The sequence below is a fragment of the Microbacterium sp. JAI119 genome, from assembly GCF_013410135.1.
Taxonomy (GTDB): Bacteria; Actinomycetota; Actinomycetes; order Actinomycetales; family Microbacteriaceae; genus Microbacterium; species Microbacterium oxydans.
Window position 1 is genome coordinate 155,620 of sequence record NZ_JACCCK010000004.1, and the last position, 26,791, is coordinate 182,410.

The 26,791-nt window shown below is 65.8% G+C and carries 29 protein-coding genes and 3 tRNA genes; 12 read left to right on the forward strand and 20 right to left on the reverse strand.

Annotation, left to right across the window (positions count from 1 at the left end):
* Window positions 1-52 precede the first annotated feature (52 nt).
* From HDC31_RS16825 to HDC31_RS16835, 3 genes are all read left to right on the forward strand, one after another.
* Window positions 53-126 (forward strand) — tRNA-Ile (locus HDC31_RS16825).
* A gap of 25 nt (window positions 127-151) precedes the next feature.
* Window positions 152-224 (forward strand) — tRNA-Ala (locus tag HDC31_RS16830).
* A gap of 272 nt (window positions 225-496) precedes the next feature.
* Window positions 497-1,534: a site-specific integrase gene (locus tag HDC31_RS16835; protein WP_179516370.1), complete on the forward strand. Its 1,038-nt coding sequence runs from the start codon at window positions 497-499 to the stop codon at window positions 1,532-1,534.
* A gap of 464 nt (window positions 1,535-1,998) precedes the next feature.
* On the opposite strand, the gene HDC31_RS16840 is transcribed toward HDC31_RS16835, so the two are convergent.
* From HDC31_RS16840 to HDC31_RS16875, 8 genes are all read right to left on the reverse strand, one after another.
* A complete protein-coding gene (locus HDC31_RS16840; protein ID WP_147251221.1) occupies window positions 1,999-3,087 on the reverse strand; it encodes a replication initiator in 1,089 nt (362 codons plus the stop codon).
* Window positions 3,084-4,295 (reverse strand): UvrD-helicase domain-containing protein, encoded by a 1,212-nt coding sequence (locus HDC31_RS16845; RefSeq protein ID WP_113680671.1) that lies wholly within the window; start codon window positions 4,293-4,295, stop codon window positions 3,084-3,086. The genes HDC31_RS16840 and HDC31_RS16845 overlap by 4 nt, the downstream gene beginning before the upstream one ends.
* Before the next feature lie 175 nt (window positions 4,296-4,470).
* Window positions 4,471-4,812 (reverse strand): hypothetical protein, encoded by a 342-nt coding sequence (locus HDC31_RS16850; RefSeq protein ID WP_113680672.1) that lies wholly within the window; start codon window positions 4,810-4,812, stop codon window positions 4,471-4,473.
* 366 nt (window positions 4,813-5,178) lie between these two features.
* On the reverse strand, window positions 5,179-5,541 hold the full coding sequence (locus HDC31_RS16855) for a hypothetical protein (RefSeq protein ID WP_113680673.1): 363 nt from the start codon (window positions 5,539-5,541) through the stop codon (window positions 5,179-5,181).
* A 331-nt stretch (window positions 5,542-5,872) separates the two neighbouring features.
* Entirely contained in the window at window positions 5,873-6,319 is a 447-nt protein-coding gene (locus HDC31_RS16860; RefSeq protein ID WP_061016339.1) for a GNAT family N-acetyltransferase, read from the reverse strand.
* A gap of 31 nt (window positions 6,320-6,350) precedes the next feature.
* Complete coding sequence (locus HDC31_RS16865) at window positions 6,351-6,635, reverse strand: HNH endonuclease (protein WP_307723489.1); 285 nt, start codon at window positions 6,633-6,635, stop codon at window positions 6,351-6,353.
* Window positions 6,636-6,738: 103 nt separating this feature from the next.
* On the reverse strand, window positions 6,739-7,863 hold the full coding sequence (locus HDC31_RS16870; RefSeq protein ID WP_179516372.1) for a Xaa-Pro peptidase family protein: 1,125 nt from the start codon (window positions 7,861-7,863) through the stop codon (window positions 6,739-6,741).
* 45 nt (window positions 7,864-7,908) lie between these two features.
* A complete protein-coding gene (locus HDC31_RS16875; protein WP_113680675.1) occupies window positions 7,909-8,355 on the reverse strand; it encodes a DUF1801 domain-containing protein in 447 nt (148 codons plus the stop codon).
* Window positions 8,356-8,512: 157 nt separating this feature from the next.
* On the opposite strand from HDC31_RS16875, the gene HDC31_RS16880 reads away from it, so the two are divergent.
* The gene (locus HDC31_RS16880; protein ID WP_113680676.1) at window positions 8,513-8,935 is read left to right on the forward strand and encodes an NUDIX hydrolase; all 423 of its coding nucleotides are present in this window, start codon (window positions 8,513-8,515) and stop codon (window positions 8,933-8,935) included.
* 22 nt (window positions 8,936-8,957) lie between these two features.
* Here the strand turns inward: HDC31_RS16880 and HDC31_RS16885 are convergent, their stop codons facing one another.
* Window positions 8,958-9,413 (reverse strand): aminoacyl-tRNA deacylase, encoded by a 456-nt coding sequence (locus HDC31_RS16885; protein ID WP_171011004.1) that lies wholly within the window; start codon window positions 9,411-9,413, stop codon window positions 8,958-8,960.
* A gap of 56 nt (window positions 9,414-9,469) precedes the next feature.
* A complete protein-coding gene (locus tag HDC31_RS16890) occupies window positions 9,470-9,976 on the reverse strand; it encodes a hypothetical protein (protein ID WP_046747982.1) in 507 nt (168 codons plus the stop codon).
* A gap of 147 nt (window positions 9,977-10,123) precedes the next feature.
* Between HDC31_RS16890 and HDC31_RS16895 the strand changes: the two genes are divergently transcribed.
* Window positions 10,124-10,681, forward strand: coding sequence for a peptidylprolyl isomerase (locus HDC31_RS16895; RefSeq protein WP_046747983.1), 558 nt, complete (start codon window positions 10,124-10,126; stop codon window positions 10,679-10,681).
* A 21-nt stretch (window positions 10,682-10,702) separates the two neighbouring features.
* Window positions 10,703-11,599: a rhomboid family intramembrane serine protease gene (locus HDC31_RS16900; protein WP_113680677.1), complete on the forward strand. Its 897-nt coding sequence runs from the start codon at window positions 10,703-10,705 to the stop codon at window positions 11,597-11,599.
* A 323-nt stretch (window positions 11,600-11,922) separates the two neighbouring features.
* On the opposite strand, the gene HDC31_RS16905 is transcribed toward HDC31_RS16900, so the two are convergent.
* Window positions 11,923-12,162, reverse strand: coding sequence for a cell division protein CrgA (locus HDC31_RS16905; RefSeq protein WP_045263578.1), 240 nt, complete (start codon window positions 12,160-12,162; stop codon window positions 11,923-11,925).
* Window positions 12,163-12,265: 103 nt separating this feature from the next.
* Between HDC31_RS16905 and HDC31_RS16910 the strand changes: the two genes are divergently transcribed.
* From HDC31_RS16910 to HDC31_RS16920, 3 genes are read left to right on the forward strand one after another with little or no spacing between them, the layout of a single operon-like run.
* Window positions 12,266-13,060 carry a class E sortase gene (locus tag HDC31_RS16910; RefSeq protein WP_058630934.1) on the forward strand — a complete coding sequence of 265 codons (795 nt, stop codon included), beginning with the start codon at window positions 12,266-12,268 and terminating at the stop codon, window positions 13,058-13,060.
* A 28-nt stretch (window positions 13,061-13,088) separates the two neighbouring features.
* Window positions 13,089-13,244 carry a membrane protein gene (locus HDC31_RS16915; protein ID WP_046747986.1) on the forward strand — a complete coding sequence of 52 codons (156 nt, stop codon included), beginning with the start codon at window positions 13,089-13,091 and terminating at the stop codon, window positions 13,242-13,244.
* A complete protein-coding gene (locus tag HDC31_RS16920) occupies window positions 13,241-13,873 on the forward strand; it encodes an aminodeoxychorismate/anthranilate synthase component II (protein WP_061016328.1) in 633 nt (210 codons plus the stop codon). Before HDC31_RS16915 ends, HDC31_RS16920 begins: the two co-directional genes overlap by 4 nt.
* Before the next feature lie 31 nt (window positions 13,874-13,904).
* Here HDC31_RS16920 and pknB read toward each other — a convergent pair whose 3' ends face one another.
* The 7 genes from pknB to HDC31_RS16955 are packed head-to-tail and all read right to left on the reverse strand — an operon-like array spanning window position 13,905 to window position 22,764.
* Entirely contained in the window at window positions 13,905-15,593 is a 1,689-nt protein-coding gene (gene pknB / locus HDC31_RS16925; RefSeq protein ID WP_058630932.1) for a Stk1 family PASTA domain-containing Ser/Thr kinase, read from the reverse strand.
* Between the two features lie 44 nt (window positions 15,594-15,637).
* Entirely contained in the window at window positions 15,638-17,377 is a 1,740-nt protein-coding gene (locus tag HDC31_RS16930; protein ID WP_218867881.1) for a serine/threonine-protein kinase, read from the reverse strand.
* The gene (locus HDC31_RS16935; RefSeq protein WP_046747990.1) at window positions 17,374-18,828 is read right to left on the reverse strand and encodes a penicillin-binding protein 2; all 1,455 of its coding nucleotides are present in this window, start codon (window positions 18,826-18,828) and stop codon (window positions 17,374-17,376) included. Before HDC31_RS16935 ends, HDC31_RS16930 begins: the two co-directional genes overlap by 4 nt.
* Window position 18,829: 1 nt before the next feature.
* A complete protein-coding gene (locus tag HDC31_RS16940) occupies window positions 18,830-20,215 on the reverse strand; it encodes an FtsW/RodA/SpoVE family cell cycle protein (RefSeq protein ID WP_046747991.1) in 1,386 nt (461 codons plus the stop codon).
* Window positions 20,212-21,516: a PP2C family serine/threonine-protein phosphatase gene (locus HDC31_RS16945; RefSeq protein WP_046747992.1), complete on the reverse strand. Its 1,305-nt coding sequence runs from the start codon at window positions 21,514-21,516 to the stop codon at window positions 20,212-20,214. Before HDC31_RS16945 ends, HDC31_RS16940 begins: the two co-directional genes overlap by 4 nt.
* Before the next feature lie 7 nt (window positions 21,517-21,523).
* Window positions 21,524-22,042, reverse strand: a complete 519-nt coding sequence (locus tag HDC31_RS16950; protein WP_046747993.1) for an FHA domain-containing protein — start codon at window positions 22,040-22,042, stop codon at window positions 21,524-21,526.
* Window positions 22,039-22,764, reverse strand: a complete 726-nt coding sequence (locus HDC31_RS16955) for a DUF3662 and FHA domain-containing protein (protein WP_113680415.1) — start codon at window positions 22,762-22,764, stop codon at window positions 22,039-22,041. The genes HDC31_RS16950 and HDC31_RS16955 overlap by 4 nt, the downstream gene beginning before the upstream one ends.
* A 145-nt stretch (window positions 22,765-22,909) precedes the next feature.
* Here HDC31_RS16955 and HDC31_RS16960 point away from each other — a divergent pair.
* Together HDC31_RS16960 and HDC31_RS16965 are read left to right on the forward strand one after the other, a co-directional pair.
* Window positions 22,910-22,992: transfer RNA gene (locus tag HDC31_RS16960), tRNA-Leu, on the forward strand.
* 113 nt (window positions 22,993-23,105) lie between these two features.
* Window positions 23,106-23,750, forward strand: a complete 645-nt coding sequence (locus HDC31_RS16965; protein ID WP_147251192.1) for a hypothetical protein — start codon at window positions 23,106-23,108, stop codon at window positions 23,748-23,750.
* 20 nt (window positions 23,751-23,770) lie between these two features.
* On the opposite strand, the gene HDC31_RS16970 is transcribed toward HDC31_RS16965, so the two are convergent.
* Window positions 23,771-24,619, reverse strand: coding sequence for a ribokinase (locus HDC31_RS16970; protein ID WP_058630928.1), 849 nt, complete (start codon window positions 24,617-24,619; stop codon window positions 23,771-23,773).
* 115 nt (window positions 24,620-24,734) lie between these two features.
* On the opposite strand from HDC31_RS16970, the gene HDC31_RS16975 reads away from it, so the two are divergent.
* Window positions 24,735-25,667: a nucleoside hydrolase gene (locus tag HDC31_RS16975; RefSeq protein ID WP_061016291.1), complete on the forward strand. Its 933-nt coding sequence runs from the start codon at window positions 24,735-24,737 to the stop codon at window positions 25,665-25,667.
* A 3-nt stretch (window positions 25,668-25,670) separates the two neighbouring features.
* Here HDC31_RS16975 and HDC31_RS16980 read toward each other — a convergent pair whose 3' ends face one another.
* Entirely contained in the window at window positions 25,671-26,726 is a 1,056-nt protein-coding gene (locus HDC31_RS16980) for a LacI family DNA-binding transcriptional regulator (RefSeq protein ID WP_113680416.1), read from the reverse strand.
* Between the last annotated feature and the right edge of the window lie 65 nt (window positions 26,727-26,791).

Here is a 26,791-nt window from a genome sequence, read left to right on the forward strand (position 1 = left end):
CCCCCTCGATTCGGATTTTCCGTCTTTCTCCGGTAAAGTCTTGGAGGTTGACGGGGCTATAGCTCAGGCGGTTAGAGCGCTTCACTGATAATGAAGAGGTCCCAGGTTCAAGTCCTGGTAGCCCCACTCCTTAACTCAAGAAATCCCTCACGGGGCCTTAGCTCAGTTGGTAGAGCGCCTGCTTTGCAAGCAGGATGTCAGGAGTTCGAATCTCCTAGGCTCCACAAAGTAACCAAGAACCGCGAGAAATCAACGATCTGACCTCGCTGGAGCGGTACATCTCGTTACACTTCCCGTTACACTTGCCGCCATGCGTGATCTGACCGGCGGCTCTGTCTCGTTCACGACCCACAACGGCGAACCTCGATACGTCGCGCAAGTGTCGTACACCGACGATGACGGCCGCCGTCGATTCATCCGTGGCGTGGGCATGACCGAACGTGATGCGATCCGACGACGCCAGCAGAACATCGCCAAACGTCTCGCCTCCCCGCCCGTGCGCGACTCCGCTCCCGCGCTGACCGTGCGTGACGTGTTCACCCGCTGGATCGACTCGTACGGCCCGAACGACATTTCCACCGAAGTGCGACGCAAACACCGCCGTCAGGGGGAGTTGCACATCCTGCCGTTCCTCGCTGACGTGCCGATCGCTGACCTTGACCGCGAACGTGTGCAACGCTTCCTGTCGCATGACATCGCTGCGCTGCCGGACGGCGCGTGGCGCAACACGTACAAGGTCGTGAAGACGATGCTCACGTGGGCGACGAACAACGACCTCATCGCACGCAATCCGATCACCGGCGTGAAGCAACGCACGTACAAGGCCGCCGTGCATGACGACGACATCCAGCTGATCGACAAACGAACGACCATCGCGCTCGATCTGCTCCGTTGGCTGAAGGACGAACAGCACAAGCACTACGTGTTGATCCTGTTCATGTTCCTCGGCCTGCGTCGATCCGAACTGTTGGGCCTGACGTGGAACTGCATCGATGATGACGACACCGACGTGGGGGCGCGTATTCATGTGCGTCAGCAGTTGTCGCGTGCGAAGGGGCAGGGGTGGTTCATCGATCCCCGCACGAAGAACAACAAGTCCCGCATCGTGTACATGCCACACGAATGGTGGGTCGACTTGACGTGGCACAAGATGACCACGTACCCCGACATCGGGGACTGGCGCGATGACCTTGTGTTCCGCCGCGACGATGGCATGCACATCAACTACACCGACGTGCAGAAAATCTGGGACGACGTGCTCGATGCGTACTTCGCTGCCCGCGAGACGAAACCCGAAAAATGGCGTCTGCACTACAACCGTCATTTGACTGCGTCGATGATGTTCCGTGCCGGCCAGAACTTGCAATACGTGCAGGAACTCCTCGGCCATTCCGATGCGACGATGACGCTCTACTACACGCATTTCTCCGCACAGGCGAAGAAGGATGCGATCACCGCGTACGGCGACGCGCTCGAAAAGGGCGATTGGGGACGACTCGCGAAGATCAACGAGGCAAATCCCGTCAGCGAATGATCGTCGTCAAAAAGTCGTGTTTCGTCTCCGCGAAAGTCGCGTTTCGCTCCTGACGCTCTGCTGATCGAAAACATGCGCTTCTACCGCACCTTTTGCCCGATCCGACTTTCACCTCTCCGTCCCCGCCTGATCTGACTTTCCCTTTTCCCAATCCATCTTCATATATATTGTCAAGAAGTCGCGACCCGCTCGCTGCGCTCGCGCTCCGCGCCTTTGCGTTATTGCGCTGACACATAGCTGCGGAATGTGCCGTCACATCTCCCGCGTCTCGCTGTGCTCCGCCCCGACGCGCTCCCGCTGACGCTCCCGCGCTGCCGTGACGTGCTCGCGTCCGCGCACCGACGTGACGCACAACCTTGCGACGTGTCACACAAACCGCGCCGCCGCGCCGCCCTGCTTTCGTGCCCGTGCGCCTTCGTGTCCATACCCCCGTGGATCGTCACTGCTCGCGATCTGGCGTCGTTTCATCTGTCCGACGTATGTCCGTCGTGTTCTGCTCCGTGCCGCTGTCTGGCGCGTTTCAGCGTTCGCCGCAACCGATCTGCTCCCGCGACCACCGCCGACGCCTCCATGCCCTCGAACGCCGCTTCGTATCCGATGCGTGCCAACCGTGCCGCCTCCTCCAACTCCGCCTGCTGCACCGTGCTCGACCCCGTGCCCGCGAACCGTGACCGCTGTGCCCGCAACTCTCCGAACGTCAACGCCGCGAACGACCATCCCTTGCTCTTCGTCAGCATCTGCCCTGCGTAACCGTGCGTCCTGTGCATCCGTCCGTCGCACACTCGCTTGCCCGCGCATCCTCTGCGATTGCACACGAGATTCTGCGCGTGTTTGTCCAACCGTTCATAGAACGCTGCGACCTGCTCCGACAATGCCCCGCGATCACCGCTCTGATGCTTCGCTGTGTATGCGACGACCTTGCTCATGTACCGAACGACGCTCCCGCGATCATCCCCGCCGACGCTCTGAATGTTCATCTGCCGACCCCATGCGATCCCCTGCGACTGCACCGCCCGTAACGCCTTCAACTCGCCCCACGCGTCCGATGAACTCACCCACTGCGGCACACGAACGATCCCGTGGAAGTGAATCGCCCCCCGTCTCTGCCACTCCCGTACGAACACCCACTCCGCATCCGGCAAACGACGTGCCAGCGCATCCGTTGTCGCGTGAAACAGGTCTCTGCTCCGTTGATTCCATGCGACCTGCTGCCGATACTCGTACCGTTTCGCATCGACCGGCACACCGTCCCTGATTCTGCCGAACGACGGCGCGGTGAACGTCACGAAGAAGAATCGATACGCCTGCAACGTCTCCCATGTGATCCCGTCGAGCTCGCTCGCGTTGCATCCTGACCCGATGATGCGTTTCTTGTCGAGGGAACGAATCGACGCGCACTTGCGACACACCGACGGATCGCCGCTCCCGCATCGAACGTAGCGATTGATCCTGCGCACGAAATAGGGGCGTTCACAGTGTTTCTCGATGAATGCCAGGGAGCGAACATCCAGAGCACCGTGAACGCCCTTGCGTGAAATATCGACAACGCTCATGATTCAACCTCGAACGGCAGATCACCGTCCTGCGTGAACAGCATCAACTCCTGCTTTGCCCGTGTCGCCGCGACGTAGAACAACCGTGCTTCCTCCGGCGATGGATCGAACGTGCCGAATGAACGTCCGTTGAGACCGATGACCGCGACCGCTTCCCACTCCAATCCCTTCGCCGCGTGAATCGTGCTCAACACCGTCGGCCGTGCCTTCTGCGTCGGCATCGCGCCGTGCGTGTCAAATGCTGTCCATGAGAACGCCTTGCCCTCCCGTGTGAACGCTCGACCGATCCCCTCCAACTCCGCGTGCGTGCGCGCCAGAATCGCATCGTTTCCGTGGCTCCACAGCAGCAAATCCCCGACCGTCTCCAACTCGTCCCGTGTGCGTACGTCTACGCGACCGCCGACGAAATCCGATGCGATCCGATCCGGCACCAACTGATTCGCGATCCTCAGAACGTCCACCGTCGAACGAAACGACCTGCTCAACGTGTACTGCGCCCACTCGCTGCGCTTCCTGAACAAATCCGCGTCCACACCCGTGAATCCGTAGATCGACTGCCACCGATCACCGACCCATGTCATGCTCGTGTCGTCGCTCGTCAACGCGTCCAGCAATCGCAACTGCAGGTTTGAGAGATCCTGTGCCTCGTCAACCACAATCTCGCCTTGCCACGGCCTCACGATCTCCGTTGCCATCGAGATCAGGTCATCGAAATCGACCGTGTTCGTGCGCTCTTTCTCGACCGCGTATGCCTCGACCATCGTTCGCGCTGCTTTGCCGTCGAACTCGCTGCTCTGCGGGAAACCACCCATGCCGTTTGCGATGAACGTCGATGCCTGTCTGATCGCGTTGACGTTCGCGCTCGTCGGCGTGAACCCGTGACGCATGATGACCCGACGCACCAGGAAATCCGTTGCCAAGGACGGCATGACTGCGCCGTTCTTCTCGTGCCACCGTGCAACGAACTCGTGTGCGAAGGAATGCAACGTCTTCACCGTCGCCCTGACGCCCATCGCCTCCAATCGCGATGACAACTGCTGCTGCGCTGCACGTGTGAAACACAGCAACAACACCCGCTTACCGTCCTTGCGTAACCGTGCAACCCTGTGCGCCGTCGTCTCCGTCTTGCCCGTGCCTGCGTACGCGTTCACCAACATGCGTGACTCGTTCGCTGCGATGACTGCCTGCTGTTCGTCCGTGACTCTCATGCTTGCCACCGCTCGCCACACACGCCGCACCTGTACCAATCGCCTGCGACGATCCCGCGTGCATCATGCTCGCCACCGCGGAAACACGCTTCGTTGATCGCTACGCCACATACGCCGCAATATCCGACGACCGGCCAATCACGCTCCTGCGGAACGTACTGTGTGCCTCGCGTTCTCATCGCACGACCTCGCCCGTTGCTTGATCGAATACGACGTATTCACCGATGACCGGAGCCGGCAATGAATCACAGAAGCGCATCCAGCCGTCACGGTCGTTGCGATGACTGTACGGAACGTACGCCTTGCACTCGCCCACGATCTTCGCGTGTGACGCCGCTGCGTTGGTCTTCGCTTCCTGCCATGCCGGAACGCGTGGCAACCATGCGTACTGGTACACGACATCGATTGCATCCGTTGCCGCTGGCGGCGATGCCTGCGCTTCGTCCGTGACGACTGTGCCACCGATGACCAATGCCACCGCGACCGCGATGAACCCCAAACCGAACCAACGTCTCATGCTCGTTCACCTCCCCCCGCGTCCTTGAATGCCCGCCAGTCCGCGTTCAAATCCCATGGCGATGCTTCTGCGCTGGTCCGCGCCTGCTGTGCTTCGCCGTGACCCTGCGCCGTTGCGACTTCGTCGCTTGCTTGTAACCCCAAACCCTTGTGCGCTGCGTCCTGCTGATCGCCGTGCTGTGCTTCGCCGTGACGCTGCACCTGCTCCCGCGCCCATGACTCCCATGCACCGTGTGCGATGCGACGTGATCGACTGAATACCAACGCCACTGCGTCAATGAATCTCATTTCATGCTCCCTGTGTCCGTGAAACCGCGAACGGGGATGACTACGCCTCGAGAAACGCAACCACCCCCGCCCATGACGATTACTTCTGTTCGTTGCCCTTCACCGGCACGACGGAATCCGCGATGATCGAAAGACCCTGACGGTTGTTGTTCGTCACGTACGGAGTGACGCGAATAGTGCCCACGAGCTTGTAATCGACGTTGCGGAGAATGTCGACCTTGCTGAGAATCGCGACCGTGATGCCCTGATCCTCACGAATGACGTTGCCCTGCTCGTCGAGAATCAACCCCGACAGACCGGTACGCCACTGTGCCTTGCCGTCCGTCAACTTGTTTGCGCCGTCACCGTCCGTGCGTGCGCGCAAATCCTCCGCCTTGACGCCGACCTGCGATGCGAAAACGTGACCGCTGAATGAGTCCGAACTGACGATAAAAGTTGCCATGATGACTACTCCCTGTGTATTTCGTCCCGCGATTTACGGGAACACAGGGAATATCAACATTGAATGTAACGACTTTGTCACGAACCGGTGATCGACCCATTTTTGTCGATAGAACGCACGCGGGGGGCGATGACGACGACATCGCTCCAGACGACATCGCGACTCTGTGAACCGACGAACTCGTTACACTTTTCGTTACACTTTCACGGTCCTGTACCCCTCAAACCGCGAGATTACGCGGGAGAATGACGAGGGATACGATGCTCCTAGGCTCCACAGGATGAAGAAGCCCCTGGCACCTGCCGGGGGCTTCTTTCCTTCGGTCACCGTTTCAGTCGAGATCGATCTCGTAGTGGATCATGCCCGACCGCGACGCGACACGATCGTAGAGGCCCCGCGCCGTGGTGTTCGACTCCGCCGTGAGCCAGTAGAGCTTGGACGACCCGTGCTGCTCCGCCCATGCGCGCACGTGAGTGATCAGCGCCCTGCCGACACCACCGCCGCGCACGTCTGGCGCGACGAAGAGATCTTCCAGATAGCAGTAGTCCGTGATCGTCCAGGTGCCGGCGTGCGTCAGCCAGTGGACGATGCCGACCGCGACGCCGTTGTCATCGCGGGCGATCGCACCACGGATCCCCGATCCGCGGTCGACGAGTCTCCTGAAGGTCGCCGCCGTGGTCGCGTCATCGAGGTCGGTCTCATAGAAGGACAGGTACCCCTTCCAGAGCACCTCCCATTCGGGGCGGTCCTCGGCAGTGATCGCAGCGATCGTCGTCATGAGTCGAGAGTAGCGAGTGCGCACACCGGCTTCATTCGGCGGGTCGAAGCCCCCGGAGGATCGTGGCGTGCCGCACGAGGAATGTCCTTTCGTCGAGCTTCTTGCGGCGCAGCCAGCCCGTGACCTCGTCATTGTGCTTGCTCGCATTGCAGGAGGCGCACGCCGGAACCACGTTCTCGAGCGTGTAGCGGCCGCCGCGGGACACGGGTTGGATGCAGTCGCGCTGCAGAGCGGCGCCGTCTCCCCCGCAGTACGCGCACCCGCCCCAGGCGTCCATCAGGGCGTACCACTGCTCATCGGTGAGGTCGTTGTCCACGCGCGCGAGGCGATTCTGTCGACGTCGGGCGTAGCGCGCGCGGGTCGCCGGCGACGCATTGGCGGACGATACCTTGCGACGGCGCTGCATATCCGGGTGCGTCTCAGTCGGAGCCGACCGAAGTCAGTCCGTGCGGTGCGACGTTCAGTCGCTGGCCACCCTCGGCCGTCACGACGACGATGTCCTCGATGCGGGCACCCCATTCGCCGGCGAAGTAGATACCAGGTTCGATGCTGAAGGCCATGCCCTCGCGGAGCACCAGACCGTTGCCAGGGGCGATGTACGGCTCTTCGTGCACCGAGACTCCGATTCCGTGGCCGGTGCGGTGCAGGAACGCCTCCCCGAGGCCCGCCTCGTCGAGAACGGTTCGCGCTGCGGCATCCACTTCGGAGGCGGTGGCTCCGGGGCGCACGGCATCGACCGCAGCCTGCTGCGCGCGCACCAGCACTCCGATGCGCTCAGCTGCGGCGGGGTCGGGGGTTCCGACCACGTATGTCCTGGTGCTATCGGAGTTGTAGCCGCTCGGGACAGCCCCACCGATGTCGACCACGACCACGTCGCCTTCTTCGATCACGCGGTCCGAGACCTCGTGGTGAGGGTCCGCACCATTCGGGCCCGATCCGACGATCACGAACTCCACCGTGCGGTGCCCTTCGGCGACGATCGCCTCGGCGATGTCGGCAGCCACCTCGCGTTCGGTGCGTCCGGCACGAAGCCACTCAGGCACGCGCCGGTGCACCGCGTCGATGGCGTCTCCGGCATGGCGCAGCTCTCTGATCTCCTCGGCATCCTTGATCATGCGGCTCTCGCGCAGCACCGGTGTGGCGAGCTCGAGGCGCACACCCAGGCGCTCACCGATCGGGATGACGTGCAGGGCGGGGAGGGCGTCGGACACACCGACGCGTGCCACCGCACCCGCTGCCTCGCCGACCAGCGCGTAGGGATCCTCTCCGTCCACCCAGTCCGCGACGCGGAGGCCGAGCTCACCGGCGGCCGTGGTTCGCAGCTTGGCGAGTTCCATCCGCGGCACCACCACCGTGGGCGTGACTCCGGGACCGAGAACGAGTGCGGTGAGCCGCTCGATGGTGTCGCCCTCCACGCCCAGCAGGTACTGCAGGTCGGGTCCGGGACCCACGATGACGGCATCGATTCCCGCTTCAGCCGCGAGCGTTGCGGCGTCGGCGAGGCGGGCAGCGTACACGGATGCGGGGAAGGGCAGAGTGCTCACGGCTCAACGGTACTGCCCGAGCGGCCTCGGGGCAGCAGGGTGTCGTCAGCTGATCGCCAGTCGGATGCGTTCGCCCAGGAACTCGAGGTCGGCCTTCGTGAGGTCGGTCACGGCATAGGCGGTCGGCCACACGGTTCCGTCGTCGAGGTTCGAGATCGGTTCGAACCCGAACGTTCCGTAGCGGACCTTGAACTTGCTGGCCGGCTGGAAGAAGCAGAGCACCTTGCCGTCGCGACCCCACGCCGGCATCCCGTAGTAGGTGCGGGGGACCAGGTCGGGGGCGACCTCGGAGACCAGGTCATGCAGCTTCTTCGCCAGGGCCTGGTCTTCGGGTGTGAGCTTCTCGATCGCCTCCTTGATGTCGGCCTCCCCCGCGGCGCGGAGCTCCTCCGGGGACTTCTTCGCCCTGGAGCGGCGCGTGCGCGCTTCCTTCGCGGTAGCCTGCATGGCCTCGCGTTCCTCGGCGCTGAAGTTCTTCTCTTTCTCGGCCATGATCGGTCCTCTCCTGGTGCTGTCCGTTGTGGAGATCACATTACGGAGGCCGGAGGACAGAGCGCTTCTCGATTCCTGATCGATCGGAGCGGACCGTCGGTTTCCGGAGAGTGACGCACGGTCATCGACCCCCTTCGCTGACGGATAGGGTGTGTCCATGGACCTGCGTGTCGCGGCGTACGCGGTCGTCACCGATGACGACGGACGGCTGCTGTTGGCGCGCTGGACGGAGGGTCGTCGCGTCGCGTGGACGATGCCCGGGGGTGGGCTCGAGCCGGGTGAATCTCCGGAAGACGCCGTACGTCGAGAGCTCCGCGAGGAGACCGGCTACACGGTCAAGGTCGGCGAGCTCCTCGGCATCCATTCCCGTGTGATTCCCGCGGGTCGTCGAGTGCAGAAGGCAGCAGAACCGCTGCACACGCTGCGCATCGTCTACCGAGCCGAGGTCACCGGTGGCAAGCTGCGATTCGAGACCGGCGGTTCGACCGACATGGCCGAGTGGTTTCCGATGAAGGCGGTGGCCGAGCTGCAGCGGGTGCGGCTGGTCGACATCGCCATGCGGATGGCCGGGATCCTCTGAACCGACCGAGTCCCGGCCGGGGTCAACGCTCTTCGGGAACGGAGATGTCTGCGACGGTCGCCCCGTAGGCGGCGATCAGGTCGTCTGCGTCGACGAACAGACTGTATCCGTGGGCCCCCGCACCCATGGCGATGCGCTGACCGACGATGGACTCGTCGGCGTAGATCGGCCAGTCGGTGGTGCTGCCGATCGGGACGATGGTGCCGCGCTCGTAGCCTGTCGCCGCGAGAGCCAACTCCGCTTCCGGAAGCCGAAGCTTGTTCACTCCGACCAGGGCGCGGAGCTTCGGCCAGGAGATCGAGCGTCCGCCCGGTATCAGCGCGAACAGGAACGTGTCGTCGGAGCGCTTCACGACGAGTGTCTTGACGATGCCCGACGGCGGGATGCCGAGGAGCTCGGCTGCCTCGAACAGGCTGCCTGCCGCCGGGCGCTCACGGATCTCGATCTCGAGACCGCGGGCTGCGGCCGCTTCACGCACCCGCGCATGCCGATCGCCTCCGTCACCCGGGGCGACGGAGGCGATATCGGACGGGGTCACGCGTCGGGTGCGGCGAGCGGGTCGTCCGCGACCCAGAGCTCGTCGTCGGCGCGCAGTGCCTGCCAAGCGGCGTAGAGAACGCCGACGGCCGCGGCCGCGCCGAGGACGATAGCGATGACGGAGCCGAGACCCGGGCCCGACTTCTGCTTCTTCCCGAAAGCACCGCGGGGTGCCGGGACGGCCACACCGTGACGCTTCGCGTTGGCGACATCCCACGCGGTGAGGGCGGAACCGACGACTCCGCCCACGATCGGGACGACCTTGTCGTCGACGACGTGCTTGCCGATCTTGACGCCACGGTCGACGACCGGGGCGACGCGACGGTTGTACGTGTCCTGGATGACCGGGACGACCTGCTCACGATTGAGGCTGCCGAGCTGACGTCCGGCCTCCCGGGCGACATCGGCGGCGTGACCGACGAGCACCTGCTGGTTCTCCCAGAGCTGGTTCGCTTCCTTCTGAAGACGACGCAGTTCCTTCTTCCGCTTGCGGCTGAGGCTCACGATGCTCTCCTGTCCATTGGAGTACGGGTTCCCCATCTTGCCACGACAGGCTGGAAGCCGGGAGGGAATCGCCCGACCCTTGCTTCTTCGCCTGATCAGGGGTACAGGCCTCGGCCAACTCACCGGAAGCTCTGCGAGAATGAAGGCATGGCTCACGCTTCTCATGTCGCAACCCTGCACACCAACCACGGTGACATCGTCATCAACCTCTTCGGCGATCACGCACCGAAGACGGTCAAGAACTTCGTCGGCCTCGCCGACGGCACCCAGGAGTGGACCGACCCCGCCACCGGCAAGCCCGGCGACGGACCCCTCTACAAGGACGTCATCTTCCACCGCATCATCCCGAACTTCATGATCCAGGGCGGCGACCCGCTCGGACAGGGCGTCGGCGGCCCCGGCTACAACTTCGACGATGAGATCAACATGGAGCTCGACTTCAACAAGCCGTACATCCTCGCGATGGCCAACGCCGGCCTGCGTCGCAACGCCATCACCGGCAAGCCCGAGGGCACCAACGGTTCGCAGTTCTTCATCACGACGGACCCCACCCCGTGGCTGCAGGGCAAGCACACGATCTTCGGCGAGGTCGCCGATGACGCTTCCCGCGCAGTCGTCGACGCGATCGGCGCCGTGCAGACCGGCCCGGGCGACCGTCCGGTCGAGCCTGTCGTGCTGCAGTCGATCGACATCGTCGCGGCCTGACGACAGCTGCGGCCGATCCGGATGACCACGCCAGAGCTCACGAGCAATCGCGACAACTTCTGTTACCGCCATCCGGATCGGCAGAGCTTCGTGCTCTGCCAGCGGTGCATGCGCACCATCTGCCCCGAGTGCCAGACGCAGGCGGCTGTCGGCGTCATCTGTCCCGAGTGCATGAACGCGGACAAGAAGAACCGCACCCCCGCTCAGAAGAAGGCGGCTCGGCGCTGGGGCGGCAGCGGCGCGACCATGGCGATGGCCCGCAGCGGCAAGCCGGTCGTCACCTACGCTCTCCTCGCCGTCACGTCGTTCATCGGACTGGTTCAGCTGATCCCCGGCATCGGCGAGCAGATCACCGGGCAGATGCTCTTCGCGGCCCCGTATCTGTACCCGAACCTCTCGCCGCTGCCATTCGAGCCCTGGCGACTGCTCACCGCCGTCTTCGCCCACGGCAGCTTCATCCACCTCGCCCTCAACATGCTCGCGTTGTGGATGCTCGGACAGAGCCTCGAGCCCATGCTCGGCCGCGTCCGGTTCCTCGCCCTCTACCTCATCAGCGGTCTTGGCGGCTCGGTCATGGTGGCGGTGCTCGCCCCGCTGACCTCCACGGTCGGGGCCTCGGGAGCGATCTTCGGCATGATGGCCGCTCTGCTCATCGTCGGCCGGCACCTCGGCGCCAATGTCACCGGGCTTCTCGTCATCCTCGGCATCAACTTCGTCTACGGGCTGGTCTTCGGGGGTGGACGGATCTCCTGGCAGGCGCACCTCGGCGGAGTCGTCATCGGCGCGCTGGTGGCCTTCATCTATGTCAAGACGAAGCGCCGAGACCAGCGAACCCTGCAGATCGTTCTGCTGTCCGCGCTGGTCGTCCTGTTGATCGTCGTCGTCGCCTTCGTGCCGCCGCTCATCCTTTTGTCCTGATCCCGAGTTGTTAACAGGGTTGTTAACCCCTGTGAATAACACCGGTGTAATTCTCCCCAGGCTGTGGATGGACCTGTGGATAACTTTCGCTCTGGGTGGACTTGTGGGCGGGCATCTCCGGGGGACGGTCGTAGGCGGATTCCCTTCGTTCGCAGAACGGGCTCCCTCCCGCTTCGCGGGTCCCTCCCGATGCTCACTCCGGGAACCCGCCTACGACCTTCGGTGGCGTTGCCGCTGTACACCGGAGCGGAGTGGAATCCGGGATGGGTATGAGAAAGGCCCCCTCGCGATGCGAGGGGGCCTTTCTGGAAGAAGTGGAGGCGTCAGCGCCAGCGAGTGGTCATCAGGAAGCCGATCAGCGCGATGCCGAGGCCGATCGCCAGGTTCCAGTTCGACAGCCCCGGGATCGGGTACTGCATGCCGGAGATGTAGAAGACAAGGATCCACACGAGCCCCAGGAGCATGAAGCCGATCATCACCGGCTTGAACCACACGGCGTTGGGAGCGGCGTCGCCTTCGGCGCGCTCGACGGCGGGTTCTTCAGTCTTGCGGTCACGTGCCATTCCGTCATTGTACCCATGAGACCTGTCCTCCGCCGAGGCCAGGATGCCGCCGCAGACGGAGAGGCCACGGCGCGCGCTCAGCGTTCCCGGATATGATCACCGCATGACTGCATCCGTCGTGCCTGGGGGGCGGCGTCCGCGGCGACAGCGGCCGCGCTCGCGCGCGACGTTCGCGAGCGTGCTCGGAGAGCTGCTCCTCACCGCCGGCGTGATCGTCCTGCTCTTCGTCGCGTGGCAGATGTGGATCGGCGACATCATCATCAGCGCCCAGAAGAACGACGAGGGTGCAGCCGTGTCTCAGGCGCTGGCACAGGCCGAGCCCCCGGCGCTCCCGCCCGTCGTCGAGGAAGACGACGGAACCACGGCATACGTGCCCCCCGTGCCCGCGGCCCCGGCCGATGCGCAGTGGTTCGGACAGATGCACATCCCGCGTTTCGGCGCGGACTACAACTTCGGGATCTTCGGCGGGACGAGCCGTGCCCGCACGCTCGACCAGCAGGGGATCGGGGTCTACACCAACTCGAAGATGCCGGGCGAGGTCGGCAACTTCTCGCTGGCCGGGCATCGGACCACGTGGGGAAAGCCGTTCAACCAGCTCGACAAGCTGCAGTTGAACGACGCGATCGTCGTGGAGACACCTGACGGCTGGTACACCTACCGGTTCCGCACGCTCGAGTACGTGAAGCCCAGCCAGACCGATGTGCTCGCCGACGTGCCGCAGATGCCCGAGCAGCAGACCGGGGAGCAGTACATCACGCTCACGGCCTGCTCTCCGCTGTACTCCTTGGCCGAGCGCATCGTCGCCTACGGGGTGTTCGAGAGCTTCCAGCCACGCGCCGAGGGTCCGCCGACCGCTCTGACCGATCCGCCGCCTCCGCCGGCCGCACCCTCGGTGTGATCATGGACATCCGAAAGGGAGAAGCCTGATGTACGCCGCCCTCTGGCGCCTGCTGCCCGGCCCGTGGTGGCTGCGGGTCCTCATCCTCGTGATCGTCATCGCCGCCGTGCTCTACGGACTGTTCTGGTACGTGTTCCCCTGGGTGAGCCCGATCATCGCCCCCGGCGAGGTCGACGTCGAATGACGCGAGTGCTCGTGGTCGACAACCACGACAGCTTCGTGCACACCCTGGTCGGATACCTGCAGGAGCTCGGCGCAGACGCCGACATGATCGAAGCGGATGCGACGGATGCCGCCCGACTCGAGAAGCTGGTGCCGGCGTACGACGCGGTGATGCTCTCTCCGGGCCCAGGTGCACCTGCCGATGCTGGAGCGTCGATCGATGCCGTGCGCGTCGCCACGCGGCTGCGGGTGCCGACGCTCGGTGTGTGTCTCGGACACCAGGCGATCGGAGAGGCCTTCGGGACTCCCGTCACCGCGGCGCCCGAACTCATGCACGGGATGGTCTCGTCGGTCACGCACGACGCTTCTCCCCTGTTCGCAGGAATCCCCTCGCCGTTCGATGCAGGGCGGTATCACTCGCTCGCGCTCGCGGCCTCCGACCTGCCACCCGAGGTCATGGTGACGGCCTGGACAGAGGAGGGGACGGTCATGGCGCTGGCCCACCGCGACCTGCCGGTGTGGGGCGTGCAGTTCCACCCGGAGAGCGTGCTCACAGAGGGAGGCTACCGACTCCTGGCGAACTGGCTGGAACTGTGCGGCGACGACGGAGCGGTCGCGCGCGCCGAGACGCTGCACCCCCTGTCACGCTGAAGGTACGGTCCGGCTCACCGGGACCTGCGCGTCAACCGGTGCAGAAGAAGATCTGGACGGACGAGCCGACCGGGACGTCACCGGGTGCGACCGACATGGAGTGCACGGTCGGCGGCTCCGTGGCCGGGCACTCGGCCGTCTCCGTCGGCACGGCCACCAGGCCGAGATCGGTGAGGTTGGCCGTGGCGGCGTCGACGGTCCAGCCGGCGAGGTCGGTGAGCGTCACCGTGCCGCTGGCCACGACCAGGTTGACGACGGTACCCGGATCGAGCTCGGCGTCGGCCTTCTCACTGGCGGAGATGACCGTGTTCGCGGCCAACGCCTTGTCGTTGCGTTGGATGACCGTTCCGAGTTCGAGCCCGGCCGCCTTCAGCGCGTTCGTGGCGTCGTCGAGTGCCATGCCCTCGATCTTGGGCATCACGACCGTCTCCTCGCCCTTGGAGACGTACAGCGTGACCGTGGAGCCCTCCTCGACCGACACCCCCGCCTCGGGGTCGGTGCGGATCACGTTTCCCTCGGAGACCTCGGAGCTCGTCTCGATCACGATCTTCGACGAGAGGTCGAGGTTCGCGAGGTCGTCCTGTGCGCGCTCGGATGACACGTTGACGAGGTTCGGGATCGTTCGCGACGTGCTCGACACCTCGGGAGGGCGCATGCTGATCGTGACGACCCAGAACAGCACCGATGCCAGCAGCACCGCGAGCAGTGCCACTCCGGCCCAGATCCAGGCGACCGGTGGTCCGGACTGGGTTCGGGTCATGGTGGTGTCCGCACTCAACTGCCGCAGCGACCGCGCGGTCTCCTGCGCCTGCCGCGGGCTCGCGCCGTACAGCTCGCTGGTCAGTGCTCCCAGTTCCTTGCGCGTCGGGGCATTGCCGGTCATGGCGGAATCCAGGGCGGCGCGGAAGTGAGCGGCGTCCGGATACCGCTGGTAGGGATCCTTCGCGAGTGCGCGCAGCACGATCGGGTCGAGCGTTGGAGGAGCGTCCTCGTTGACCTCTGTCGGAGGGACCGGTGTCTCACTCACATGCTGGTAGGCGACAGCCACCGGCGACTCGCCACGGAACGGCTGGCGTCCGGTGAGCAGCTCGTACAGGACGACACCCGTGGAGTAGAGGTCGGCTCGCGCATCGACGGGTTCGCCCTTGGCCTGTTCCGGCGAGAAGTAGGCGGCGGTGCCGATGATCTGGGTCGTCTCGGCCACCGTGGAGGACGAGTCGGAGACGGCACGGGCGATGCCGAAGTCCATCACCTTGACCTGACCCTTGTCGGTCACCATCACGTTGCCCGGCTTGATGTCGCGGTGCACCACGCCTGCGCGGTGCGAGTAGTCGAGCGCCTCGAGGATGCCGTCGACATAGCGCACGGCGTCGGCCGCCGGCACCGGTCCCGCCGCGATGATGTCCTTGAGGAGGGTGCCCTTGACGAGCTCCATCACGATATAGGGCGGCTCGTCGGAACCGATGTCGCTCGTCGAGGGGTCGCCGGCATCGAACACGCGGACGATCGAAGGGTGAGACATCCGTGACGCGGCCTGGGCCTCGAGCCGGAATCGATTGCGGAACGTGGTGTCCCGTGCCAGATCGGCGTCGAGGATCTTGATCGCGACGTCTCGACCGAGCGTCAGATCGTACCCGCGGTAGACCTTCGCCATACCGCCATGCCCGATGAGCTCGTCGACGCGGTACCGGCCCGCGACGATTCGTGGCTCTGTGGACACGGATGACCCCCTGGAAAACTACGCTTGCTGAACTGAACTACAGGTTACCCGTCGGTGTCGGTGTCCCCGTCGCCGGGGGCCGCCGTGATCGTCACCGAGAGCGGGGGCGATGCCGCGGAAGTGCGCTGATCGCCACCGGAGCACATGCCCTGGTATGTGACGATGAGCTGCTGCCCCTCGGCGTCGGCGATCTTCACCTGCGTGTTGCGCTGCGTCGGCTGGAAGTTCGGCCCACCGGAGACGAAGCTGCCGTTCTGCACCGACACGACGTAGCCGGAAAGCGTCGTTCCGCTCGGGCACGTGAATCCGGTTCCCCAGGAGATGGTCACCGTCGAACCCGCGACTGGGTTTCCGGTGATCGTCGGCGCGTCGGTCGGCGTCGGGATGCCCGCACGAGCCGCGTAGACCGTGAGAGTCATGGCCTGCGTCGTCTCGACGTTGCCGGTCGGTGCGACGCGGTAGACCTTGCCGACGTCCGCATCGGTCGGCGCAGGATCGCCGTCGACACAGGTGATCTCGCTGTTGAAGCCCGCCTCCTTGAGAGTGGAGGTGGCGGCGCCGCAGTCCATGCCGTTCAGGTTCAGGGCTGTCACGTCCACACGGGTCACTTCCGGCGTCGGAGTGGTCGGCGGCGGTGTCGTCTGCGTCTGGGTCTGGGGCGGCGTGTTGCTCGGCGAACCCGTGGGATCGGCATCGCCGCCCTGGTTCGCCAGCATCGCCCACAACGTGCCGCCGAGCACGATCACCAGCAGAGCGATCAGAGCGATCAGCGGCCAGGTCCAGGGGCTGCGCTTCTTCTTCTCCTTCTCCTCCTCGGCTGCAGCCTCGGTGGGAAGCTGAGCCGTGGTGGGAAGGATGCGCGTGGTGCCGTCGTCTCCCGATGCCGTCAGGATCCGTGTCGCGTCGTCTCCGCCTGCGATGCCGCCGGTCGCGATCGCGGGCACGGCGATGGCCGCGGAGTTGAGGTCGCCTCGGCGAAGAGCCTGAGCCGCGCGCGCCACCGTCGCAGAAGACGAGGGGCGATCGCTGGGCTTCTTGGCGATCATGGCCATGACGAGGTTCTGGACGGGGATCGGCACGGTCGGGGGCAGCGGCGGGGGCTGCTCGTTGATCTGCGCCATGGCGATGGCCACCTGCGACTCACCCGTGAACGGACGCTTGCCCGCCAGGCATTCGTAGGCGACGATGCCGAGCGAGTAGGTGTCGGTGGCGGGGGAGGCCGGGTGACCGGACGCCTGCTCGGGCGACAGGTACTGCACCGTGCCCATGACCTGGCCGGTCGCGGTGAGCGGTACCTGGTCGGCGATACGGGCGATGCCGAAATCGGTGATCTTGACGCGGCCGTCGGGCGTGATCAGCAGGTTTCCCGGCTTGATGTCGCGGTGCACGAGACCCGCCGCGTGAGCGGCCTGCAGAGCGGACGCGGTCTGGGCGACGATGTCGAGGGTCTTGTCGGCGCTGAGTGCTCCATCGCGCTCGAGCACGGTCGAGAGAGCCTCGCCGGGCACCAGCTCCATGACGAGGTAGGCGCTGCCGTTCTCCTCGCCATAGTCGAAGACACTGGCGATGCCCTCATGGTTGACGAGTGCGGCGTGCCGAGCCTCGGCTCGGAAGCGCTCGAGGAACCCGGGGTCCCCCATGTACTCGTCCTTGAGGATCTTGATCGCGACGGTACGTCCGATGACGTGATCCGTCGCTTCCCACACCTCGCCCATGCCACCGATCGCGATACGCGACTGCAGCTCGTAACGACCACCGAACGACACACCCTGCGTCGGCCTCATCTGCCCAGCACCGCCTCTATGACCTTCTTCGCAATCGGAGCGGCGATGGTGTCGCCGCTGCCTGATTGTCCCTGTCCGCCGCCGTCTTCGACGACGACCGCTACTGCGACCGCTGGATCGTTCGCCGGCGCGAAGCCGGTGAACCACAACGTATGCGGCCTGTTTCCGTTCTCTGCGGTGCCCGTCTTACCGGCCACGTCGATCCCGTCTATTCTTGCACCCTGGGCCGCTCCCGTTGCGACGCTCGCGACCATCGCGGCGGTCACGTCGTTCGCCACATCGGCCTCCATCGCACGTCCGAACTCGCTGTCCTGGAACGCCTTGATGACCGAGAGGTCGTTGCCGATCACGGCGTCGACCATCCGCGGATTCATCACGACACCGTCGTTCGCGAGTCCGGCGGAGACCATGGCCATCTGCAGCGGAGTGGCGGTGACCTTTCCCTGGCCGAAACCGGTCAGAGCGGTCTGTGCGTCGTCGAGGGCCCGCGGGTAGCTGGAGGGTGTCGACGTCAGGGGCGTGTCGAACGATCGATTGAACCCGAGCTTGTCGGCCATCTCGCGGATCGCGTCGTCGCCGAGTTCGACCGCGAGCTCGGCCATGGGGATGTTGCAGCTGAGGCGGATCGCCTCGGCGATCGTGACGGTCTCTCCGGGGCCGCAGGTGCCGCCCCACGCGTTGGAGACGCGGTTGGACGACCCGGGAAGGGTGTAGACGGCCGGGTTGGGCAGCGTCGACTCCGGGGTCCACTTGCCGCTCGCATAGGCCGCAGCGGCGACCACGACCTTGAACGTGGAACCGGGAGGATTCAGGTCGCCGGCGATGGCGCGGTTGGACAGCGGCTTGTTGGCGTCGGCGACGAGCTGGTCGTAGGTGGCGTTCGCGGCATCGGCATCGTGCGTGGCCATCAGGTTCGTGTCGAAGCCGGGCGTGGAGACCATGGCCAGGATCCGTCCGGTCTTCGGATCCATCGCCACGACAGCACCCTTGAGGCCGCCGAGGGCCTCGTAGGCCGCTCGCTGCGCCGCGGTGTTCAGTGAGAGCTCGACGCTGTACCCGCGCTGCGGTTGGCCTGAGAGGATGCGCTCGACCTCGCCGAGGAAGGCATTCGACCCCGTGCCGGATAGCTCGGCGTTCATGGCCTTCTCGATGCCCGTGCTCGAGCCCAGAGCCGGGTTGAAGTATCCCGTTACCGGCTCCCAGATGGGAGCATCCGCGTAGGTGCGCTGGAACTGGTAGCGGTCATCACTCGGCACCGAGCTCGCGATCGCGACGCCGTCGACGATGATCGATCCGCGCTGGATCTCATAGCTGTCGAGCCGGGTGCGCTTGTTGTTGCTGTTCTGGGCCAGCGCATCCGCTTCGACGACCTGGATCCAACTGGTCGCGGCGAACAGCGCGATGAACATGAACAGCATGATGATGCTGAGGCGGCGGAGTTCCTTCGTCATGTCAGCCGATCACCACCCGGGGTTGGCGCCGCACACCGTCGGAGATGCGCAGCAGCAGAGCCACGATGAGCCAGTTGGCCACGAGGGAGGATCCACCCGCCGCGAGGAACGGCGTGGTCAGGCCGGTCAGCGGGATGAGGCGCGTGACACCCCCGACCATGATGAACACCTGCAGGGCGATCGTGAACGAGAGACCCGTCGCGAGCAGCTTGCCGAAGTCGTCCTGACCGGCGAGGCCGATGCGCATGCCGCGGCTGACGAACACCATGTAGAGGCAGAGGATCGCGAACAGTCCGATCAGCCCGAGTTCTTCGCCGAGGCTCGTGATGATGTAGTCGCTGTGGGCCAGCGGAGTGACCTCGGGGCGTCCCTGGCCCCAACCCGTGCCCATCAGACCGCCGCGGGCGAGGCCGAAGAGCCCTTGCATGGGCTGGTACCCGGCGCCGTCCGGGTCGACCTGGTTGGCGTCGAAGAGGAAGAGCCAGTTGATGAAGCGACCCTGCACGTAGCTGAGGATCTGCGTCGCGAGCGCGACGCCGGCGACCACGAGGGTCAGGCCGATGAGCACCCAGCTGGTCTTCCCCGTCGCGACGTAGAGCATCGCGACGAACATCCCGAAGATCAGGGTTCCGGTTCCGAGGTCGCGCTGGAAGACGATGATCCCGAGCGAGATCAGCCAGACGACCAGCACGGGTCCGAGCTCGCGCATGCGTGGCCAGGTGATGCCAAGGACCCGCTTGCCGACCGACGTCAGGCTCTCACGGGTGCGCACGAGGTATCCCGCGAAGAAGATGGCCAGGCAGATCTTGGCGAGCTCGCCCGGCTGGAAGGCGAAGGCGCCGCCGAGCGACACCCACACCGCAGCGTTCGCGTCGGGGATGCGCAGCCCGGGGACGAAGGGCAGCAGCAGGAGCAGGATTCCGGCGAGTCCGAAGATGTAGGTGTATCGGAAGAGGATCCGGTAGTTGCGCAGCAGGATCACGACCACGATCGCACCGGCCAGCGAGATGGCGGTCCACGCGAGCTGCTTGGTCGAGTAGGCGTTCCAGCCGGTGTTCTTGAAGGCGATGTCGATGCGGTAGATCATCGCGATGCCGAGTCCGGTGAGCAGGGTCGCGATCGGTACGACGAACGGGTCGGCGTCGGATGCCACGAAGCGCAACACGATGTGCAGCGCGAACGCGAGGGCGGCGAGGCCACCGCCGATCGCCAGGATCATCGGGTCGATCACCCCGAGCGCGCCCAGCTGGACGAGCGTGAGCGCGGCACCGCTGATCGCACACGCGAAGAGCAGCAGCCAGAACTCGCGGTTGCGCTGGCTCTGGGGCATGCGGATGCGCTTGAGGGCCTTGATGACGCTGGTGTCGGCTGTGACGTCGGTGGTCATCCGTCACCCCCGGCCGGAGTCTCGACAGGGGTCGGCATGGGCGTGGGCAGCGGCGTCTGCTCGATCGTGTTCGCGTCGGCACCCGCCTTGAGCCGGTCCACGATCGCCATCGCGTCGGACAGCGAGCGCGCGGTGATCGTGCGCTCGACCGATGCCCGCTGATACGGAGGTAGGTTCGCGAGGAGGATGTCGGTGTCCTGGATCGGGGTGGACAGCGTGATCGGACCGATGTTCTGCTGCACGCCCTGGAAGATCACGACGCTGTCCTCATCGGCGCCGATGAAGTACCGGGTCTGGGTCCAGCTGTAGGCAGCGAAGGCCGCGACGCCGAGCATCACGATCACCACGAGAGCGCCGGCGATCCACCCGAGGCGCCGGCGCTTGGCGCGACGACGGTCCTCTTCGATGAGCTCCTCGAGGTACTCGGGCGCCGGCTCGAAGTGGCTGGGCTCGTTCGCGGCCTGTCGCACCGGGTGCAGCCAGTTGCCGCGGGGAGCCCGCACGGGAGGAACGTACACGCCGTCGGGGTTCGACGCTGAGCCGACGATCGTGGGGGTTCCCGAATGGATCGGGTGCTGTCCGCCGACGTCGACCAGGACCATCGTGACGTTGTCGGGCGCGCCGCCGTCGAGTGCCTGCTTGAGCAGGATGTCGGCCGTACGTCCGGGGGCGAGACCGAGCTGCATGGCCTTGAGGATGTGCGGCTCGTCGACCACGCCGGAGAGTCCGTCGGAGCAGAGCAGCCAGCGGTCGCCGGGCTGCGTGTGCATGACGAACATGTCGAGCTCGGGGTCGGAGTCCATGTCGCTGAGCACACGCATCAGCACGGATCGGCGCGGGTGGTAGCGCGCCTCCTCCGGGGTGATGCGGCCCGAGTCGACCAGACGCTGCACGAACGTGTGGTCGGCGGTGATCTGCGTCAGGGCATCGTCGCGATAGAGGTAGATGCGCGAGTCGCCGATGTGGCCGATGACCGCGTACTCGTCGACCATGATGATCGCGCTGAGGGTGGTGCCGAGACCCGCCAGCTCTGGACGGTCCTTCGCGGCACGGATGAGGTCGCCCGCGGCCGTGGTCGCCGCCGCCTGCAGCGAGGCCTGTGCGTCTTCCGTCGTCGCATACGCCTGATCGAGCGGCTCGAGGCGCTGGATCGCGATGCTGGATGCGACGTCACCGCCGGCGTGACCGCCCATGCCGTCGGCGACGACGAAGAGGTTCGCTCCGGAGTAGCCGGAATCCTGGTTGTTGGAGCGGACCTTCCCGGTGTGGGAGATCGCGACGCTCGAGCCCTCGAAGACCATGCCGGCGTCAGGCTCGCAGCTCGAAGGTCGTGGCGCCCACCTTGATGGGGGTGCCGAGCGAGAGGGCGACCGGCGAGCCGGAGACGCGCTGGCCTGCGACGAAGGTGCCGTTGGTGGAGTCGAGGTCCTGGATCGCCCAGGCGTCGCCGCGCAGCATCAGGCGCGCATGGTGGCTGGACGTGTAGTCGTCGCGGATCACGAGAGCGGATTCGCTGGAGCGGCCGATCGTGAGGGAGTCGGCGCTGAGCGGCAGCTCCAGGCCTGCCTTCGGGCCGGAGGTGATCACGAGCCGCTTGGCTGTCGCGACCGTCGCCGGGCCCGTGGAGGGGCGGGCGGAAGCCGGCTTCGCGACGGGTGCCGCGGGCGCAGCCGCCTGTGCGGGGGCTCCGGCGGTCGCCTCGGCGGGCAGCTTGCGCACGCGCACTCCGAACAGGTCTGCCCGGAGCGAGTACACCACCCCGAACACGAAGAACCACATCAGGAGAAGGAACCCGATGCGGAGCAGAAGGAGGATCAGTTCACTCACCCGAGGGCTCCGAACGCTCGGGTGGCGTCGTCGCCTCGGGACGTCGGCCGCGAGGGGGTGGCCACGGGGACGATGCGGAACACCAGGTCGGTGCGTCCGATCGTGATCGTGGTGTCGGTGGGGAGCGCGGCTTCGCGCAGCTTCTGGCCATTCACCTTCGTGCCGTTGGTGGATCCCAGGTCGCGCATCATGGCGCGCTCGCCGTCCCACAGGATCTCGACGTGCTTGCGGCTCGAACCGGCGTCGGCGATCGTGATGTCGGCATCCGAACCGCGTCCGATCACCGTGCGAGCGCGCGAGATCGAGTGGCGGCGGCCGTCGACGTCGACCACGGCCTGCCAGCTGACGCGGCCCTCGACCGTTCCGGAGCTGACGCGCACCGTGCCGGTGGCGACCTTCTCGTCGGCCTCGAGGGTGATCGAGAGCGGGCCGGCGAAGCTGTACCCCTGCGACGTGGCGTGCTTGGTGAGGAGGGCATGCAGCTCATCGGTGAGAGCGCCACCGAGCCCGCGCATCCGCTCCGCATCGTCGTCGCTGAGGCGAACGATGTAGCTGTTGGGCGCGATGATGCGGTCGCGGCTCACGACAGCGGCCTTCGTGTCGGCTTCACGCCGCAGCGCCGAAGCGATCTCCACGGGCTGGATGCCGCTGCGGAAGGTCTTGGCGAACGCGCTGTTCACTGCGCGCTCGAGACCTTTCTCAAAGCTGTCAAGTAGTCCCACTGGGCTCCTCTGGCATGCCGGCTGGTAGGGACATCGTAGCCAGGTGTCCTGGGGGAACGCCGCCGAAGACCCCCGTCGAGTGTGCAACGAGCCCGAAAACGCATGATATCTTTGGGAAGTTGAGTTCTTCGGAACGAGACCACTCGCGCGAGTGGCGGAATGGTAGACGCGCTGGCTTCAGGTGCCAGTGTCCGTAAGGACGTGGGGGTTCAAGTCCCCCCTCGCGCACAGTTCAAGATGGCCCGGTTCCTTTCGAGGAAGCCGGGCCTTCTTCTTTCCGCATGCTTCGGGTCGTCGATGACGGTGGTGGTGCGGCGCGAATCGACCGCTAGTGTCTGGTCATGAAACGCAGCGAGTACCGCACTTCTTTGATGGGATGGCGAGCCGCGCTCATCACGCTCGCCGCCTCGATCATCGGCTTCGCGGCGGTGGTGATCCCGCTGCTGAACACTGTCGTGGATCGGGATGGGACCATCACGGCCCGCGATCAGAAGATCGATGAACTCGAGCAGGAACTGGATTCCGCGAACGCGAAACTCGAGGTCCGGCAGGAAGCGATCGCAGAACTGCGCGATGAGAACAGGGAGCTCCGCGCGGCGTTGCCGTACACGGTCGCGCCGGAAGACGTTCACGACATCCGTGCGACGGCCACTCTGACGCTCGCCAAGCGGGGGGACACGCTCGACTTGAACTCGGCGCTCCCGAACTTCGGTGCCGCGGACTTCGTCTACTCGGACACTCTTTCTTACAGCGGTGACAGGTTGGTCCTGGGGTACGGCGCCTCCACCGTGGTCTTGGGTTCGGGTAACGCGGACTACGCGACGTGTGCCGCGGCGACCGGGTGGTCGCGCGGGTCGTCCCTCGACCCCCACCAGCTGGAGGCACCCACGACGTGCGTCCGGCTCCAATCTGATCGGTACGCAGCGATCCAGGTGCTTCGCTACGACGCGAACTCCGTCGACGTGACCATCACGGTCTGGGAGTAGCGCGTCGGAGCCTTCTCCCGTCACCGCACCGGCAGGTACCGACTCAGGTGCTCGAACGGCGGCTGCGATGAGAGGTGCGACACGGCCGCAGACCCCACGGCGCACGCGGCTTCGAGAGCGTCGGCAGGCGCGTGCCCTGCGCGCAGCGCGAGCACGAGTGCCGCGCAGAACGCATCCCCCGCGCCGACCGTGTTCACGGCCTCGGCGGGGATGCCGTCAGCCCGGGTGATCTCCTCGCCACGGCGATACAGGGCGGCGCCGGCCGCGCCGTAGGTGACCGCGACGAGTTCGGCCTCGGCGAGCTCGGGCATGAGCTCGCGCTCGGTCTCGTTCACGATGAACAGATCGACGCGACTCAGCAGCGCTTCGGGTAGCGGCTGGGCGGGAGCGGCGTTGACGGCGATGAAGCCGGGCGCCGTTGCGGCGACCTCTTCGACGATGCTGAGCGCGATCTCCAGTTGCATGAGCACCGCCTCCTCCTCTCGGAAGGTCACGCCGTCGAGACTCACCCGATCATTCGCTCCCGGGCACACCGCGATCTGGTTCTCGGCGTCGGAATCCACGACGATCAGTGCCGTTCCGGTCGGGGCATCGACGGTGCGGAGGTCGGTGGTGTCCACCCCGGCCCGATCCATCTCGTCTCGGGTCCAGGCCCCGTCGGCGTCATCCCCGACGGCGCCGATCATGCGGACTCTCCCGCCGAGCTTGGCGGCGGCGACGGCCTGATTCGCGCCCTTCCCTCCCAGGTCTCGGGACAGCCTTCCGCCGGCGACGGTCTCACCTGCGGTGGGGAGGCGATCGACGAACGCGGTGACGTCGACGTTCGCGCTGCCGACGACGACGAGTGAGGGAGAGACAGGAGTGATCATGGCGGCGGCTTTCGGATCGCGGGACGGGGCAGGCAACGACGCCGGTGTGCACCCGACTTGACGTTCCTGCAAGAAAGTGTAAACGTTTACGCACGAACATCTGCAAAGGAGCACCATGACCACTCCCGTCCTTCTCGACTGCGATCCGGGCCACGACGATGTCTTCGCGATCTGGCTCGCGGCCGGAAACGACGCCATCGACCTGCGCGGTGTGACGACCGTCGGCGGCAACGGCTACCTCGAGCACACGACCCGCAACGCACGGATCGCCCTCACGGTCGCCGGGGTCACGAACGTGCCGGTCGCCGCCGGTGCCGACAAGCCCCTTACGCGTGAACTCACCCCTGGTGCGTGGATCCACGGCGAGAACGCGCTGGGCGGTCCGGTGCTCCCCGAACCCACGGTGCCGCTCGACCCCCGCCACGCCGTCGACTTCCTCGCCGACACGCTCGCCGCTTCATCGGAGCCGATCACGCTGATCCCGACCGGTCCGCTGACGAACATCGCGCTCCTGCTGCAGCAGCGCCCCGAGGTCACGTCGCAGATCAAGGAGATCATCTGGATGGGCGGCTCGACCGGGCGCGGCAACGTGGGCGCGTACCCGGAGTTCAATGCCTGGGCCGACCCCGAAGCCGCAGCCGTCGTGTTCGCCTCCGGACTGCCGCTGACGATGGTCGGGCTCAACATCTCCCACCAGGCCCTCATCACCGAAGAGGTCATCCAGCGCATCGGTGCGGTCGGCAACGACACCGCAGCCTTCGGGGTCGAGCTGCTCCGGTTCTTCTGCAGCACCTACGAGAAGGCGGAGGGCATGCCCGAGGGGCCTCTGCACGACCCCATCACCGTGGCCATCGCGATCGACCGCGCCGTCGCCTCCGTGCAGCGCTGCCATGTGGACATCGAGACCACGGGCGAGTTCACAGCCGGTGCGACCTGCGTCGATCTCCACGACATGCTCGGCAAGGAGCCGAACACCGACGTCGCGATCACCCTCGACGTGCCGAAGTTCTGGAACCTGGTCACCGACGCCGTCGGCGCGCTGGCATGAGGTTCAGTGCTTAGCGGCGGGCGTCGTCGACTCGGCCACGCGCAGACTCGGCGCGAGGCGACGGAGCACGTACGGGGCCTCGGGGTCTTCCATCCGTCGCACCAGGGCCTCGGTCGCCTCCTGGGCGAGCCCGTCGAACGGCTGCACGACGGTCGTCAGCCGCGGTTCGCAGACGTCGGCGAGCATCGTCCCGTCGAAGCCCGTCACCTGCACATCGGAGGGAACGCTCCTGCCCGCGCGCTTCAACGCCGCGATGGCGCCGGCCGCGACGAGGTCGTCTCCGGCGATGATCGCGTCGGGAAGAGGCCCGCGGGCGAGCAGCTCTTCCGCGGCCCGCTCTCCGAAGGCGAGCAGGTACTCGCCGAAGATGTTGTCCTCGCGGGACAGCGACCGGGTGCGGACCGTGGCCTCGAACGCGGCCCGTCGCTCACGGCCCACCGAGGTGACGTCGTTGCCCGAGACGAGCACGACCCGACGCGCTCCGCGGGAGGTGACGTGGTCGACGGCGAGATCGATGCCGGCGTCGTTGTCCACTCCCACGAAGTCGGCGGACAGATCGATCACGCGGCGGTCGAGCTGCACCAGCGGCACTCTGCGGGCGGTGTCCGCGACGGCGTCGTGCGAGAGCTCGGCATCGGACGGCACGACGAAGATCCCCTCGACGCGGCGTTCGACCAGCATGCGGAGGCGGTCGCGTTCGCGGTCGACCTCACCGTGCGAGTCGGCGATGACGAGATCGAAGCCGCGGCGCTGCAGATGGTCTTCGAGGCGGTGGATGAGCTCGCCGTAGAAAGGGTTGCTGATCACCGGGACCACGACGCCGATCGTGGCACCGCTGCCCGCCCGCAGTCCGCGACCGATGAGATTGACGCGATAGCCGAGACGCTCGGCGACCTCGGCCACGTGCTCGGCGGTGCGGCCGGAGACGCGGTCCTTCCCGTTGAGGGCCCGCGAGACGGTCGCGATGGACACCCCGGCGGCTGCCGCCACCTCGTGCAGCGTGACCGACGCCTTCTTCACCACGACCCGACCCCCCATCGGTGCCGCCGTCGACACCATCAGTCAAAGATATGGCGTGCGTAAAGGATTACGCACGCGATCAGCCCCTGATCAACCACCGACAA

What these genes read in the sequence shown, in the direction of transcription:
- HDC31_RS16935 (WP_046747990.1), bottom strand. Translation starts at nt 18,828, where the DNA reads ATGACGAAGGAACTCCGCCGCCTCAGCATCATCATGCTGTTCATGTTC.
- HDC31_RS16895 (WP_046747983.1), top strand. Translation starts at nt 10,124, where the DNA reads ATGGCTCACGCTTCTCATGTCGCAACCCTGCACACCAACCACGGTGAC.
- HDC31_RS16940 (WP_046747991.1), bottom strand. Translation starts at nt 20,215, where the DNA reads ATGACCACCGACGTCACAGCCGACACCAGCGTCATCAAGGCCCTCAAG.
- HDC31_RS16980 (WP_113680416.1), bottom strand. Translation starts at nt 26,726, where the DNA reads ATGGTGTCGACGGCGGCACCGATGGGGGGTCGGGTCGTGGTGAAGAAG.
- HDC31_RS16920 (WP_061016328.1), top strand. Translation starts at nt 13,241, where the DNA reads ATGACGCGAGTGCTCGTGGTCGACAACCACGACAGCTTCGTGCACACC.
- HDC31_RS16855 (WP_113680673.1), bottom strand. Translation starts at nt 5,541, where the DNA reads ATGGCAACTTTTATCGTCAGTTCGGACTCATTCAGCGGTCACGTTTTC.
- HDC31_RS16910 (WP_058630934.1), top strand. Translation starts at nt 12,266, where the DNA reads ATGACTGCATCCGTCGTGCCTGGGGGGCGGCGTCCGCGGCGACAGCGG.
- HDC31_RS16900 (WP_113680677.1), top strand. Translation starts at nt 10,703, where the DNA reads ATGACCACGCCAGAGCTCACGAGCAATCGCGACAACTTCTGTTACCGC.
- HDC31_RS16905 (WP_045263578.1), bottom strand. Translation starts at nt 12,162, where the DNA reads ATGGCACGTGACCGCAAGACTGAAGAACCCGCCGTCGAGCGCGCCGAA.
- HDC31_RS16845 (WP_113680671.1), bottom strand. Translation starts at nt 4,295, where the DNA reads ATGAGAGTCACGGACGAACAGCAGGCAGTCATCGCAGCGAACGAGTCA.
- HDC31_RS16930 (WP_218867881.1), bottom strand. Translation starts at nt 17,377, where the DNA reads ATGAGGCCGACGCAGGGTGTGTCGTTCGGTGGTCGTTACGAGCTGCAG.
- HDC31_RS16880 (WP_113680676.1), top strand. Translation starts at nt 8,513, where the DNA reads ATGGACCTGCGTGTCGCGGCGTACGCGGTCGTCACCGATGACGACGGA.
- HDC31_RS16850 (WP_113680672.1), bottom strand. Translation starts at nt 4,812, where the DNA reads ATGAGACGTTGGTTCGGTTTGGGGTTCATCGCGGTCGCGGTGGCATTG.
- HDC31_RS16975 (WP_061016291.1), top strand. Translation starts at nt 24,735, where the DNA reads ATGACCACTCCCGTCCTTCTCGACTGCGATCCGGGCCACGACGATGTC.
- HDC31_RS16945 (WP_046747992.1), bottom strand. Translation starts at nt 21,516, where the DNA reads ATGGTCTTCGAGGGCTCGAGCGTCGCGATCTCCCACACCGGGAAGGTC.
- HDC31_RS16840 (WP_147251221.1), bottom strand. Translation starts at nt 3,087, where the DNA reads ATGAGCGTTGTCGATATTTCACGCAAGGGCGTTCACGGTGCTCTGGAT.
- HDC31_RS16965 (WP_147251192.1), top strand. Translation starts at nt 23,106, where the DNA reads ATGAAACGCAGCGAGTACCGCACTTCTTTGATGGGATGGCGAGCCGCG.
- HDC31_RS16915 (WP_046747986.1), top strand. Translation starts at nt 13,089, where the DNA reads ATGTACGCCGCCCTCTGGCGCCTGCTGCCCGGCCCGTGGTGGCTGCGG.
- HDC31_RS16970 (WP_058630928.1), bottom strand. Translation starts at nt 24,619, where the DNA reads ATGATCACTCCTGTCTCTCCCTCACTCGTCGTCGTCGGCAGCGCGAAC.
- HDC31_RS16860 (WP_061016339.1), bottom strand. Translation starts at nt 6,319, where the DNA reads ATGACGACGATCGCTGCGATCACTGCCGAGGACCGCCCCGAATGGGAG.
- HDC31_RS16875 (WP_113680675.1), bottom strand. Translation starts at nt 8,355, where the DNA reads ATGGCCGAGAAAGAGAAGAACTTCAGCGCCGAGGAACGCGAGGCCATG.